Source organism: Leptospira barantonii (assembly GCF_002811925.1).
Classification (GTDB): Bacteria; Spirochaetota; Leptospiria; order Leptospirales; family Leptospiraceae; genus Leptospira; species Leptospira barantonii.
In genome coordinates this window covers 334,166-347,630 of record NZ_NPDS01000004.1, presented here as the reverse complement: position 1 = coordinate 347,630, position 13,465 = coordinate 334,166, and the positions used below count along the sequence as shown (strand labels likewise).

At 44.6% G+C, this 13,465-nt stretch carries 10 protein-coding genes; 8 read left to right on the top strand and 2 right to left on the bottom strand.

The genetic code is table 11. The features are described 5' to 3' along the window. The first annotated feature begins 348 nt into the window (after window positions 1-348). From CH367_RS11765 to CH367_RS11745, 5 genes are all read left to right on the top strand, one after another. Entirely contained in the window at window positions 349-1,188 is an 840-nt protein-coding gene (locus CH367_RS11765) for a DUF547 domain-containing protein (RefSeq protein ID WP_100762687.1), read from the top strand. Between the two features lie 153 nt (window positions 1,189-1,341). Next, window positions 1,342-1,842: an RNA polymerase sigma factor gene (locus CH367_RS11760; protein ID WP_165783276.1), complete on the top strand. Its 501-nt coding sequence runs from the start codon at window positions 1,342-1,344 to the stop codon at window positions 1,840-1,842. A gap of 18 nt (window positions 1,843-1,860) precedes the next feature. Next, window positions 1,861-2,994 (top strand): FecR family protein, encoded by a 1,134-nt coding sequence (locus CH367_RS11755; RefSeq protein WP_100762685.1) that lies wholly within the window; start codon window positions 1,861-1,863, stop codon window positions 2,992-2,994. A gap of 61 nt (window positions 2,995-3,055) precedes the next feature. Continuing rightward, the gene (locus tag CH367_RS11750) at window positions 3,056-3,601 is read left to right on the top strand and encodes a HAMP domain-containing protein (RefSeq protein ID WP_100762684.1); all 546 of its coding nucleotides are present in this window, start codon (window positions 3,056-3,058) and stop codon (window positions 3,599-3,601) included. Window positions 3,602-3,668: 67 nt separating this feature from the next. After that, entirely contained in the window at window positions 3,669-4,376 is a 708-nt protein-coding gene (locus tag CH367_RS11745) for a FecR family protein (protein WP_100762716.1), read from the top strand. Window positions 4,377-4,452: 76 nt separating this feature from the next. On the opposite strand, the gene CH367_RS11740 is transcribed toward CH367_RS11745, so the two are convergent. Next, on the bottom strand, window positions 4,453-5,352 hold the full coding sequence (locus CH367_RS11740; protein ID WP_100762683.1) for a haloalkane dehalogenase: 900 nt from the start codon (window positions 5,350-5,352) through the stop codon (window positions 4,453-4,455). A gap of 371 nt (window positions 5,353-5,723) precedes the next feature. Here CH367_RS11740 and CH367_RS11735 point away from each other — a divergent pair, with 371 nt between their 5' ends. The 3 genes from CH367_RS11735 to CH367_RS11725 all read left to right on the top strand — a co-directional run bounded on the left by CH367_RS11735 (window position 5,724) and on the right by CH367_RS11725 (window position 10,774). Next, the gene (locus CH367_RS11735) at window positions 5,724-8,708 is read left to right on the top strand and encodes an MHYT domain-containing protein (protein WP_100762715.1); all 2,985 of its coding nucleotides are present in this window, start codon (window positions 5,724-5,726) and stop codon (window positions 8,706-8,708) included. A 5-nt stretch (window positions 8,709-8,713) separates the two neighbouring features. Further along, window positions 8,714-9,709, top strand: a complete 996-nt coding sequence (locus CH367_RS11730) for a response regulator (protein WP_100762682.1) — start codon at window positions 8,714-8,716, stop codon at window positions 9,707-9,709. 432 nt (window positions 9,710-10,141) lie between these two features. After that, window positions 10,142-10,774, top strand: coding sequence for a DUF1554 domain-containing protein (locus tag CH367_RS11725; protein ID WP_244284559.1), 633 nt, complete (start codon window positions 10,142-10,144; stop codon window positions 10,772-10,774). 547 nt (window positions 10,775-11,321) lie between these two features. Here the strand turns inward: CH367_RS11725 and CH367_RS11720 are convergent. Next, window positions 11,322-13,418 carry a TonB-dependent receptor gene (locus tag CH367_RS11720; RefSeq protein WP_100762680.1) on the bottom strand — a complete coding sequence of 699 codons (2,097 nt, stop codon included), beginning with the start codon at window positions 13,416-13,418 and terminating at the stop codon, window positions 11,322-11,324. Between the last annotated feature and the right edge of the window lie 47 nt (window positions 13,419-13,465).

The following is a 13,465-nucleotide window of genomic DNA, read 5'->3' as shown; positions in this document are numbered from 1 at the left end:
CTCCATCCTTCCACGATTTATACAGAAATATTCTGACCCTCGATTTAGCATCCAACACGATCACACGCGAATTTATCTTCGAACCAAACCCGATTTACGCCCAAGACTTGGATTTCCGAAGTTATTTCCCGCCGAATTATTACCAATTCCTTTAAAACAAAATCACCTCAAACAAAGACCGACTTCCAAGACGGGCAAGTAATATCTTCACAAAAATCCAACGTCCCAATATTTATGACGATACAAGTTTACGAACGGAATCACAGACTTGTCTAATCCACAGAGCCGACATACGACAACTTTCATACCAGACCAACCCAGCGTAACACAAAACAAGAAGTGAATCCCATGAAATTCAACCGACCACAACGACAGTTAAAACTACAACCACAGCCAAACGCGATCCGCAAAACCCAAAAGACCAACAACAAAATCACAAAATTCTTCTTAATCCTAACAACAATCTGCGTCTACGGATTCGGATATATGAACCAACCGATCCAGGCCTTCGATCACAAACATACCCAATGGAACAACGAAATCAAAAAATACGTTAAAGAAGGAAACGTCGATTATTCTACCTGGAAAAAAAATCGAAGCGGGCTCGACATATATCTACAAACCTTGAGCGCCGTCGACGAAAAGGAATATTCTTCGTTTAACAATTCGGAAAAGATGAGTTTCCTGATCAACGCGTATAACGCGTTTACGATTCGATTGATTCTGGATCATTATCCGTTAAAAAGTATAAAGGATCTCGGAGGACTTTTTTCGGGACCCTGGAAATTGGAATTCTTCAGCTTACTCGGAACCAAAAAGAATCTAGATTGGATCGAGCACGAAAAGCTTCGCAAGGACTTTCAAGAACCGAGAATCCACTTCGCCATCAATTGCGCCTCCAAAGGATGTCCACCGCTTTTTGAACAATCCTTTCAAGCGCCCAAACTTGAAGAACAACTTGCCTATGTCGCAAAACGATTTCTAACGGATCGAAATTACAACCGATACGATTCTTCCCAAAAAACACTTTATCTTTCCAAGATTTTCCAGTGGTTCGGAGGAGATTTTACGCGTAAAAACGGAAGCCTAATTTCTTTTTTCAATTCCAATTCCGGACTTGCATCGGTTCCGACGGACGCGGAGATTCGGTATCTCGATTACGACTGGAATTTGAATCGAACGAAATAATCTTTCCGCCCCGAGAAAAAAAACCTCGATCCTGAAAAAAAGCCAAAATCGCTCTGTTAACTCTGGATAGAAGGCAAGGAACGGCAAAGGAATTTACTTGAAATCGGGTTTCCCATCTTCAACTTAGTTCCAATGACCGCCCGGAAAGATTTTATGGATGCTCTCTATCGAGAGTACAGTGGAAAAATCTTTGATTTCCTCTATAAATATAGCTCCGGGAATCCTGAGGTCGCGATGGATCTCATGCAGGATACGTTCTTGAATTTTTTCAGGAAATATTCCGATTCGAATATCGATCGAGAACAAGCAATTCGTTTGCTCTATACGATCGCTCGAAACCGATCCATCAATCATTCTCGGAAATTCTCCACCGTAAAAGAAAGTGGGAATCCGGAGATGCAAGACTTTCAGGAACAAAAGCTTTCTTTCGTCAGAAAGGCCGAACTTAAGGATTTGGAAGAACGTCTTCTGGAATGTTTGGACGAACTGGAAGAAGACGAGAAGTATGCTTTGATTCTTCGGTTTATGGAAGACTACAATCTGACGACGATTGCGGAAATTATGAGTATATCGGTTTCGACCGCTTCTCGTTTGATCGTAAAAGCGACCGCGAAAGTGACCGAAATTGCTGAAAAAAAGAATTTGAAACCCTGATTAAGAGTATAGATAAAAATGGAAGAATCGGGAATGGAAAGGGAAGAGAAGATTCAAGAAATTCTGCTGGAAGGGAAGCGGAACGATCTAAGTCCTTCTGTGGAATGGCTGGCCAAAGGCTTAGGCGATTCCTGGGTTGAATATTCGGCTAAGGCTTCAGACTTCGAGGCTCTTTATGCCCGCGCGCTTTCATCCGACGATCAAAACCAATTCTCCGGCAAAAAAGAATCCTCCAAAGTTTCCAAGGTCATTTCCTTTTCCGATTTTAGAAAGAATCGATTTGCAATCGGTCTTTCCGCCGCGGCGATCTTTCTACTCGCGGTAACATTAGGATATTATTCTATTCTTAAGAACCAATCTTCCATCGACGTCGAAAAGGGCGGAGTGGAGATTTCTCAAGTGGAAGGGGAAGCGTATCTTACGTCCTCCGATCCGAAGGACAAAATACTTTTAAAACCAGGGGTTCGCATCCAAGAAGGCCAAAGAGTAGTCACCGGTCCGAACGCGATTCTCAACTTGAAAGTTTCCGACGGGATCGCAGTACGAATTCTCTCCGATTCGGAAGTTTCTTTCCGATGGATCGATCTTTCCACACACTATAAAATCGGAATCGATCTTGAAAAAGGCGAACTGCTCGCGCACATTCATAAGAATCTTAAAAAAGAAGAATTTATCGTTCGCTCCGAAAACGTAAGCGCCGAAGTTCGAGGCACTAGTTTCAGTTTTCAAAACGTTCCGGGCGAGGGAACTCGGGTTCGAGTTTTGGAAGGTCGAGTGGCGATCAGCGCCCGAGAAGAATCCAAAAAAACCGCTCCCGAAGGAGAACAGATCCTCGAACCGAACCAGGGAATTTTCGTAAATCAAAAGGGTTTTGTTCGGAGTCGTTTGAACGATTCCGAGAAGGATCACCTCGGTCTTGAGTTCGAAAAACTCCCGATCGAAAGCATTCCTAGAGATAAAAACCGGGCTTATTCCAGCAAACAAGAACTCCTAACGGAGTTTCAACGAATGGAAAGAATTGTTCTGACGGACGGAAAGACGATCGAAGGTGTCATCGTGGATATGGACGAAAACGCGATGTATGTCCAAACCCTTGAAAAGGAAATCACCATTCAAAGGGGACTCGTCTCCGAAGTGATTCAACTCCACTGAGGGCAAATTCTCTTTGACAGTCGGCCGGTAAATCGGGAAATTATGCTCTCGAGGACCCTGCATGACACACGATGACCCCGGTAAAAAAAGAATCTTCAGCAACTACATCATCGACCGGGACTTTCAACTCAAGTTTTTATTGAATTATTCCTTGCTCATCGTTTTCGGCCTACTGCTCACGGTCGGATTTCTCTATTGGTTGAACTACACGAAGTTCGATAAGGGAGTCGTTTTCCGTTTGAGAAACGATCCGGTCAAAGTTTATCAAAAAGGATTTGAAGATCAGAACGGAGTCGAAAAGGAAAAGTTCGTGGAAAGGGAAATCTTTCTTCCGGATTACGATCATAGACTCGATATGTTCTCGATTCAGGTAAACGGAATTCTTCTTTTATCCGGTTTATTCTTAGGAATGACCGCGATCTTTACCGTGATCTATTCTCATAAGATGGCCGGTCCGGTTTATAACATCAAAAATCATCTTAGAAAATTGGCGAACGGCGACGAGCCCGTTAAAAAGATCAAAATTCGAAAGGGAGACGAGTTTCAAGAACTCGCGGATCTTTTGAATCAAGTCATCGAAAAAAGAATCAACAACCATAAGAGCTGAATTCTTTCAGTCTCGTTTTGGAAATTAATTGTGGATTTTTTTTCAAAGCGCGATAAGTTTCTTCGGTATGGTTCGTAAGGTTTTACTTTTTAGTTCTTTCATTTTGTTTTTTCCCCAATTCGTATTCGCGGACGAAGAAGTTGCGATCGCTCTTTTTGTTACGGGGAAGGTGCAATATTCTCAAGCCGGTAAAACGGAAACTCTCAAAAAGAATATAGTTCTTACGAAGTCCGCTAAGGTTGAAACCGCAGATGGAAAAGCGGATCTTCAGTTGGGTGCAAACGCTGTGATCCGACTCGCACCTTATACAAAGATTGAAATCGCCGAACTTTTCTCGGACGGATCCAAAAATACTACGAAGGTGACCTTGGTTTCCGGTAAACTTTTTGCCAACGTTCAAAAATCGAATAAGAAAGAAGATCTAGAAGTAAGTTCCATCTCTTATACCGCGGGTGTTCGAGGAACTCAGTTTGTTGTGAGCGAGGAAAAAACAAAAGCTCCGAGAAACGAGGATTCGGATGTTCCAGACGGAGTTTTTGTAAACGAGGGAGAGGTTGCAGTTCAATCTTCTTCCGGCGGAGAGTTGGACGTGAAGGCCGGCGAACAGGCTTCTTGGAACGGAAAAGAACTTCTGATGGAACCTCTGAAAGAATTCATGAAAGAAAAGATGAAGATCATCCAAAACTTCAAGACGATCAAAGCCGAAAACTATCAGATGCTCAAGGATCAGAAGTTGAAAAACAAGGAGCTTCTGGAGAACTTTCCGAAATCATAATATAGATTCGCAGGCCGACCAAGCCAAGCAGGCCGATCCGATCCGGGAGCCTGCGCTGGCGATATGCCGTTCCTTTTTACAACGGATTGGCCTTGATGAAATTTTTCACTACCTCGGCCAATTCTTCCCCTTTGTCCTCTTGCAAGAAATGACCGCCTTCGGCAATCGTTACGTGTTTTTGACCTTTTGCACCCGGGATCAATCTTCTAAAGAAAATATCTCCGCCTTTTGTGATCGGATCCTGATCGCTGAACGCGGTGAGAAACGGTTTTTTCCAGGTCTTTAAAATTTCCCAAGCCTTTCGATTCGGTTCCGAAGCGGGATCGTCCGGTGAAATCGGAACCAAGGCCGGAAATTTTTTCGCGGCGGCTTTGTATGTTTCATCGGGATACGGAGAATCATAGGCCGCGACGATTTCTTTGGAAAGCTCGGAGACACATCCGTTTTTAACGATGGTTCCGATCGCAAGACGTTTTACGTTCTGTGAGAAATGTCTCCACTTGAGAAAGTCTTCCTTGGGTGGAATATCTCCGGTCGGCAAAAACGTGTTGGCCGCTACGATTCTTGAAAAACGTTCCGGATGTTCCGCCGCAACTCGAAGACCTAAAAGTCCGCCCCAATCCTGACAGAAAAGGGTAACGTTTTTTAAATCTAAATTCTCCACAAAACCGGTTAACCAATCCACATGCGTTTGATAGGTAAAGAACGCGGGATCATTCGGTTTGTCGGACTTCCCAAAACCGATCAGATCGGGCGCGATCGTACGATAGCCCGCGTTCGCCAACGGTGGAATCATCTTTCGATACAAATAAGACCAGGAAGGTTCTCCATGCAACAGCAGAATGGTTTCCGAAGCGTCTTTCGGGCCTTCGTCTACGTAGTGCATTCTTAGGTTTTGGATCTGCAAATAGTTTGGTGTAAAACTATAGCCGGGTAGGTTTTCAAAGGAAGAATCCGGGGTTCTCAAGATTTCCATAGGGGCTATAGATTGCCCGGGTTTGCGATTCGGGAAAGCGTTTTTCGAGAATTTATTCCGGCCCCGATTGAACCGCATGGATTTTAGAATGTTCGAAAATGGGCATTTTCTATCGCTGATTCAAAAGGATTTACCAAATTATAGAAAAGAATGGGAAATATTTTCTGTTGCTTAATTCATAGAAGGTATTTTAACTTTCAAAATAAGCGGAAGTCCCGGCAACGAGGTGATTTTCGCGTTGAAAAAGAACTTGAAATTACTCGGATTCTCCCGAATCCAAAATCGAAAAGAACTGATCCTATAAAACTCGATTCTGTGGAATGGAACAATTCCTCGGATGTTCATCATTCATGGGGATATTCAATTCGCTTATGGCTTGGATCCGGAACTTCTTTCTTTTCAACGACAACGTTCAATTTCTACCGAGCACTTACGATCCGATTCTGATCGTCTTATCCATTCTCGTTTCCATTTTTTCCTCCTTTATCGCGTTGCAGATGGTAGGGCAGAGTTCCCCCGAATCTTCTCGTGCGGGAAGCAGATTTCTGATACTCTTTGCGGCCAGTCTCGCTTTGGGTTGCGGCGTTTGGGCCATGCACTTTATCGGGATGTTGTCGTTTCAGTTGTGTGTTTCCGTTTCCTACGACAAAACGTTGACGATCGTTTCCATGTTTCCGAGCTTTATCGCTTCGATGATCGCTCTTGCATACGTCGGACGACCTAAGATTCATTGGGTGGAATTGGTAGTCGGCGGAGTGTTGGTCGGTTCCGGAATCGGAGCCATGCACTATACGGGTATGGCCGCCATGAGAACGGACGTATTGCTTCGTTACGATCCGATCTTCTTCGCTCTTTCCATTTTGGTCGCGGTCGTTCTTTCCATTCTTTCTCTTTGGGTTCGATTCGGTTTGTCCGATTTGAAATTGAGTAAAAACGTTTCCACTCTCATCGCGGGATCCGTGATGGGAATCGCGATTTCCGGAATGCACTATACGGGTATGTTCGCCGCGAGATTCATCGGACTTCCCGAGACTTCGTACAACAGCGCTCCGTCCAATCCCACCTTTTTGGCGTTAGCCGTTTCGATCACTACGATCACATTCACGATATTTACGTTTGCGGTGAACGCGTTCATTCGTTATCGCAAACTTGTGAACAATCTTCGTGCGAGCGAAACTCGGATGAGAGCGATCGTCACAACCGCGGTAGACGGAGTTTTTACGTTGAACATGGGCGGTACAATTCTCGACTTCAACGATTCCGCCGAAAAGATTTTCGGTTATCAAAGCTCGGAAGTGATCGGTAAGCATATCGGTCTTCTTCTTCCCGAGGCAAACGTTAACCGAAACGGAAATGCTAATTCGACGGAATCCCGTCTTTTAGGAAAGTTTATCGGCACGGGACAAGAATCCTTCGGTCTGCGAAAAAACGCGGGTCGATTTCCGATTCGACTTGCGGTCGGTTACGCGCAACTTCCGAACGAAGGTATTCTTGTCGGTTTCGTAACCGATATCAGCGAAGAAAAGATGATCGAGAACGCTTTGAAACAAAGCGAACTTCAGAAACGTTCCCTAATCGAAAACATTCCCGGCGTTACGTATCGTTGTCTTTTCAACGATAAATGGACGATCGTGTTCTTGAGCGAAGCGATGGAGAAGTTAACCGGTTATCCCGTTTCCGATTTTATGGAACCGGATCCAAAACGATATTTCGTGGACTTGATCCTTCCCGAAGACAGGGAAAAAATCGGAAAGGTCGTTTCCGATGCGGTTCAGGTAAGAAAGGCCTTCGTTTTAGAATATAGGATTCTCGATAAACACGGCGAGATCAAATGGTGTTGGGGCCACGGAAGTGCGATTTTCGGCGGTAACGGAGAAGTTCTTTTTTTGGACGGTGTCATTCTAGACATCACCGAACGAAGAAACATGGAAGAAGAATTGAGAAGGTCGATGGAAAAAGCGGAGCTCGCTGCGTTGACCAAAACTTCCTTTCTTGCGAATATGAGTCACGAGATTCGAACTCCTATGAATTCTATCATCGGTTTTACCGAGGTTCTTCTTTCCGCCGAACCCAAAAAAGAACAGATCGGTCATTTGGAAATCATCAAGGGCTCCGCCAAATCTCTGTTAAGACTTTTGAACGATATTCTCAACACCGCTAAACTCGAAAAGGGCGCGGTGGAACTCGAAATCAACACGTTCTCTCTTTTTAAATTGATAAGCGAATTGAAATCCATCTTCGGTTTGAACGCGCGTAAGAAAAATCTGGAATTCGAGGTGATCCGAGATCCGAATCTGAACGAGTTTTTTATCGGAGATTCTTTAAGGGTGCGTCAGATTCTTACCAATCTGATCGGGAATGCGATTAAGTTCACGGATCGAGGAAAGGTCACGTTCGAAATCAAATTCGAAAATCCTTATATTCATTTTTCGATTCGGGATACCGGGATTGGAATCCGCGCGGACCGAATGGAGAAAATTTTCGAACCATTCACACAAGCAGACATTTCCACTACAAGACGTTACGGTGGAACCGGGCTTGGCACCACCATCTGTAAACAACTCACGGATTTGATGAAGGGCGAAATCTGGGCGGAAAGCGATCTCGGAAAAGGAAGCGTGTTTCACGTTAGACTTCCATTGAGTCCGAATACGAGTTTGGATTCTCATAAGGAAAGATCGATCGACTTTCAATATCCGAAACTGAAAATTCTGATCGTGGACGATATGGAAAAGAACACAGAACTTCTGAAACTTCTTCTTTCCAAAGAAGGCCATACGGTTACCTCGGTTTTGAGCGGAGAAGAAGCCGTTCAAATATACGGTGAAGAATCGTTCGATCTGATCTTTATGGACGTTCAAATGCCGGGAATCGACGGACATGAAACCGCGAGAATTATCCGTTTTCACGAAGTGCAGGAGAACGTAAAAAGAACTCCGATCATCGCTCTGACGGCGAGCGTTTTTCAAGAGGATCGAGACGCCGCGAAAGAATCGGGTATGGACGGATTCGTTGCGAAGCCGATTGATCTTCCGGAATTGTTAAGCGAAATGGCCGCGGTGTTACACTTGAACGGAATTTCTCCCGTTCCCAAATTGCAAAAGACTTCGGTGCTCGAGACTCCGAGCGATTCGGAGAGGGAACGTATGAAAATTCTTTTTGTCGAAATTCTCGACAACTTCCAAAGAGGAACCATCGAAGACGAACACCTCAACGAATTTCTACGTCTGATTTCCGGAAAAGTGGAAGAGGAACAGGTCGAAAGATTTCTTTCCAACGTGAATCAGTTCGAATTGGAAGAAGCACGTTCCAGATTGTATGAGTTTTCATCATTTTTGAATATTCCAGGAATTTAAAATAAATGAGTATAAATACGAAAGCACAAGCTAAGATTCTTATCGTAGACGACGAGGCCGCGAATCTTCAAGTTTTGAAGCAAATTTTGAGTTCCGATTATCAGCTATTCTTCGCCAAAGACGGTTACAAAGGAATCGAACTCGCGAAGTCAGAAAAACCGAATATCATTCTTTTGGATGTGATGATGCCCGGGATCACGGGCCATGAAACTTGTAAGATACTTCGAGCCGAACCTTCCACCTCGAGAATCCCGGTGATCTTCGTTACGGCGATGACCGAAGAAGAAGACGAGGCGGAAGGTTTCGACGCGGGCGCCGTGGATTACATCACCAAACCGATCAGTTCCGCGATTGTAAAGGCCAGAGTAAAAACTCATCTTTCCTTAGTCCGTAACGAGGAACTGAGAGAAACAAGACTTCAAATCATTCAGAGGCTCGGTCTTGCGGCAGAATATAAGGATAACGAAACCGGTCTTCACGTGATTCGAATGAGTCATTATTCTCGCATCATCGCTCTTGCTTCGGGTTTTTCTCCCGATTGTGCGGAGGATCTTCTGCACGCTTCGCCGATGCATGATATCGGTAAGATCGGTATTCCCGATCATATATTACAAAAACAAGGTAAACTGACTCCGGAAGAATGGGCCGTGATGCAAAAACATCCCGCGATCGGAGCGGAGATTATAGGCGATCACGATTCCAGGCTTTTGCAGTTGGCCAAGACGATCGCGCAGAGCCATCACGAAAAATGGAACGGTTCCGGTTATCCCAACGCGCTCCGAGAGGACGAGATTCCGGTCGAAGCCCGCATCGTTGCGTTAGCCGACGTCTTCGACGCGCTGACTACAAAACGTCCTTATAAAAAAGCTTGGGAAATTTCCGATGCGATCGAATACATTCGAAACGAATCTGGCAAACATTTCGACCCGAATCTGATTCCTGTTTTTCTCGACGTGATGCCGAAACTTCTCGAAGTGAAAGAACGTTGGGCGGAGAGCTGAAACGAATCCGTCCTTAATTTAAAAATGCGAAATAAATACTAAATACCGCATCTACAAGTAACTTTCTCAAAGACTCTCGTCAGAAATTTATTTCCTAATTGATCTTTTCGGATCTTAATTGGCAATCATTCTTGAATCGGACATGATATTGATCACAAAGAGACCGTACTTATAATAAAAGTCGATGGTATCTTTATTTTCAATATTTTATTATTCAGTGGTTAACCGTTATATAATCCAATATCCCTTTTCAATCGGCATCTGAGAAAAATAAAGACGCAACGGCTTATTGTATTTAGAGAAAAGTTCAATGATGTTTCCTATCGTTCGTGCGTTGAAAGCGCGTGCACGTGCGGTTCCGAAGTTGAGTTTATCTCAAAATCAATAAGGAAGATCAATATGATTAAAAGGATATTTTTTAAGATTACTACTATGAGTTTAGTATTCTTAGTTTCATTGAATTGCGCAAAAAAGGGCGACAACAACGAAGACTTACTTGATTTGATCGTTGCCACGAACTTAAAACTGACAAATGCAAACTCTTTTACATCTTGTCAGAACTCGACATTTTGTAGGACCTTTATCGCAAAAAATAACGGCGTCGGATTTTTAGGGGACCTTGGAGGGGTTGTAGGAGCGGATGCAAAATGTGCGTCGGAACGACCATCGGGATTTACCGGAGCATATAAAGCTCTTCTAGTCTCCAATGGAACAAGAACGATTTCACCGACAAAGGTAGATTGGGTTCTTTTTGCGAATAAGGAATATAGAAGACAGGATGGAACGACGGTAACGTTCACGACAAACGCTCAAGCAATTGTGACTGCTAACTTTACGAATGGAATCGACGGTGGCGCCCAAACTTTTTTCTGGGACGGACTTTCCGATGCGGCTTGGAATGTAGGAAGTACATGCCAAGGCTGGACATCCGTAAACGCTGGTGACATAGGAAATGCAGGAAACACGACGGACACTTCCGCATTTGGCGCGGGTACAGGTGGAGCATTTGCGATAGACAGCTGGAACTGCAACGCAAGACAAAATTTACTTTGTATAGAGCAGTAAATCGCTCTGCAAATCTAACTCGGCATCCTGAACTTTTGGGTTGCCGAGTTATTTCAATCGATGACCAATTATCGGCAGATCACTTTCCGGTAAAATTATCGAATTCATAGAACCCGATTCCGACAGGCCAACTTCATGGAGTACGAGTTACAGAGTTCGTTTCATTTTGTAAAGTTTGTATTGAGCATGAAGAGTGCTAAAGGATGTATGGAGATGAATGAAGACACTAAACGTACAGAATTAATATGCGACATAATCTACATTATCGGAAGTTCTCCCTTATGTCTAGAATATCGAAAATTCTCCCCTCGAAGCATTGTACGTAAGGATAAAATTCCCCCGAATTTTTAAACCCCTCTCGGAATCGGCTGATTTTCCGATTGCCTAGATTTAAGCAGTGGCTTTTGGAGAGAATGTTTTTCGACGTTTTGCGCTTTCACACATTCGTGTCCACATTCTCCGTAAATCAAAAAAAAGCGGTGAACGAACGGAACACAAAAAGGAAAAATCATTCGTTCACCGCCCAAGCGTTAAGAAGAAAAAAATGTTAGAATGTACCTCGGATCGCCAATCGAATCGACCGAGGCGCGGACGGTCTCGTATGAATGTCGTTGGTTCCGCCTTCGTCGGGACCTTCGGACTCGTGTTTCAGACGGGACGCGTAGTAATAATCGATATCGCTGACCTTTGCGTTTTGGATGTTGAACATTTCAAAAACGGCGCTCCAGGTCTCGTTGATCTTCCGACCGAACTGCAAGTTGAACAAAGTCGTCGGCGGAGAACGAACCGAATTGTCTTCGATCAAAGAACGCGGTCCGAAATAACGGGCGCGGATCGAACCGAAAAACCCTTCGGTTTCTTTGAGAGTGATCCCGCCCGTATAAACGCTTTCGATGGATCCGGGAATAAAATTTCCGGCTTCCTCCTCGCTGGAACGGAAGCGGGATCTGGATACGGAAACGTCTGCGTCGAAAACGAGATTTCGAATCGGCTCGAAAGAATTGGACCATTCCACACCCCGGCGCGTGCTGGAGCGACTCGGCTCCGTGGTAGCCGCGTCTCCGACGAAAATCAATTCGGAGTCAAGATCCAACTGCCAAAAACTCGCGGTTGTTTTCCATCGATCCATGACGACGCTTCTTACTCCGAATTCTCCTCCACGCGACATGACGATCGGAATGAACGGATGCGATTTGTCGGTCAGCCCCCGTGCGTCGTTCGTATGAAAACCATGCCCCCCGTTGAGATAGATCTCCGTGTGCATCCAAGGTCCGAATACGATTCCGGCTTTCGGGCTTCCTACGGAGGCCCTTTTACGATCGCTGAGTTCCGGATTTTTGTCGTCCACATGGAATTGAAACTGATCGGCACGGATCCCTAAGACGGTTCTTATTTTAGGAGTCCATTGTATTCGATTCTCATAATATGCGGAAAGATTGGTTTCTATGATCTGATTCGATTTTAGGTTATCGAGCTGTGCTCTCGCTTCGGTGTGATAGAGGGAATTCTGAATAAAATCCCTTCGGATCTGGAGACCGATTTGATTTTCGAATTTGATTCCGGCCACTTCCGAAAAAATCTTATAACTCGTTTTCAGACCTGATACGGTTCTTCGATCCGTTTGTTCGATCTGATCCCCTCTTTCGTGATCGAGCATATAATACGTCGTGTTTGAAAAAAGAGAAAGATCGTTGTACAATCCGTATATAAGAAATCTTGCATCTGAATTCTTGTTTCTATGATGCGCTTCCCAAGAAAGACTCGCCCGATTGGTACGTCCTCCGTCGGTCGGATCGACTGCGTCGTATCTTCCGATTCCGTCGTTGTCCGGTTCGAGCCAAGACTTTCCCTTTTCGATCGCTCTTTTCGGAATTTGATGTGTCGTATGCCAGTTGCCTCGATAGCCCATTCCTAAAAGACGATGACCGCTCTTTTCGTCGCCTACGCTGTAACTTACGATTCCGTTTACTTTTCTATAATTCTCCTTAACGGTCCAAGGTCCGTCGGAATGAGAAGCTTCGAACGCATACAACAAGGTTCCCGGTCCGATCGAATGTGATTTTGCGACTAAGGTTCTTGCGTATCCGAAGGTTCCACCTTCTATCGTTGCGATTCCTTTTTTTAAGGAACGAAAGTAAGAAACGTTCATCGCACCCGCAGATGAAAAGTTTCCTTCGTCCGCGAAATAAACTCCTTTTTTAAACTTAATCTCTTCGATCAGTTCGGGAATGATAAAACTGATATCGGAGTAACCTTGTCCGTGTCCGTGAGAAGGATTGTTCACGGGCATGCCGTTTACGCTCGCCGCAAAATCGGTTCCATGATCGAGATTGAATCCTCGAAGATAATATTGGTTCGCTTTACCCGAGCCGCTGTGTTGTGTGACGATCATTCCCGGTATGAATTCCGCGATCTCGCCCGCTCTTGAAATCGGTCTGGATCGAATTTGTTCGGAACGTATGGTTCCTTCGCTTGCGGAACCGGCGATGCCGAGTCCGAAATTCGCCTTTCCGTTCACCACGATTCCGTTGTTATTGTCCTGATTTTTTTTCGGATCCGGTTCCTGAGAATTCACCGAAGCCGACACCACGATCAAAAGAAAAGGAAGAATCCTTTTGATCCCTCTGAATACGTCCTGAAACATGTTTCCACCTGAATTGATCGGGGAAATCCTAAAAGAATACGCTTAGC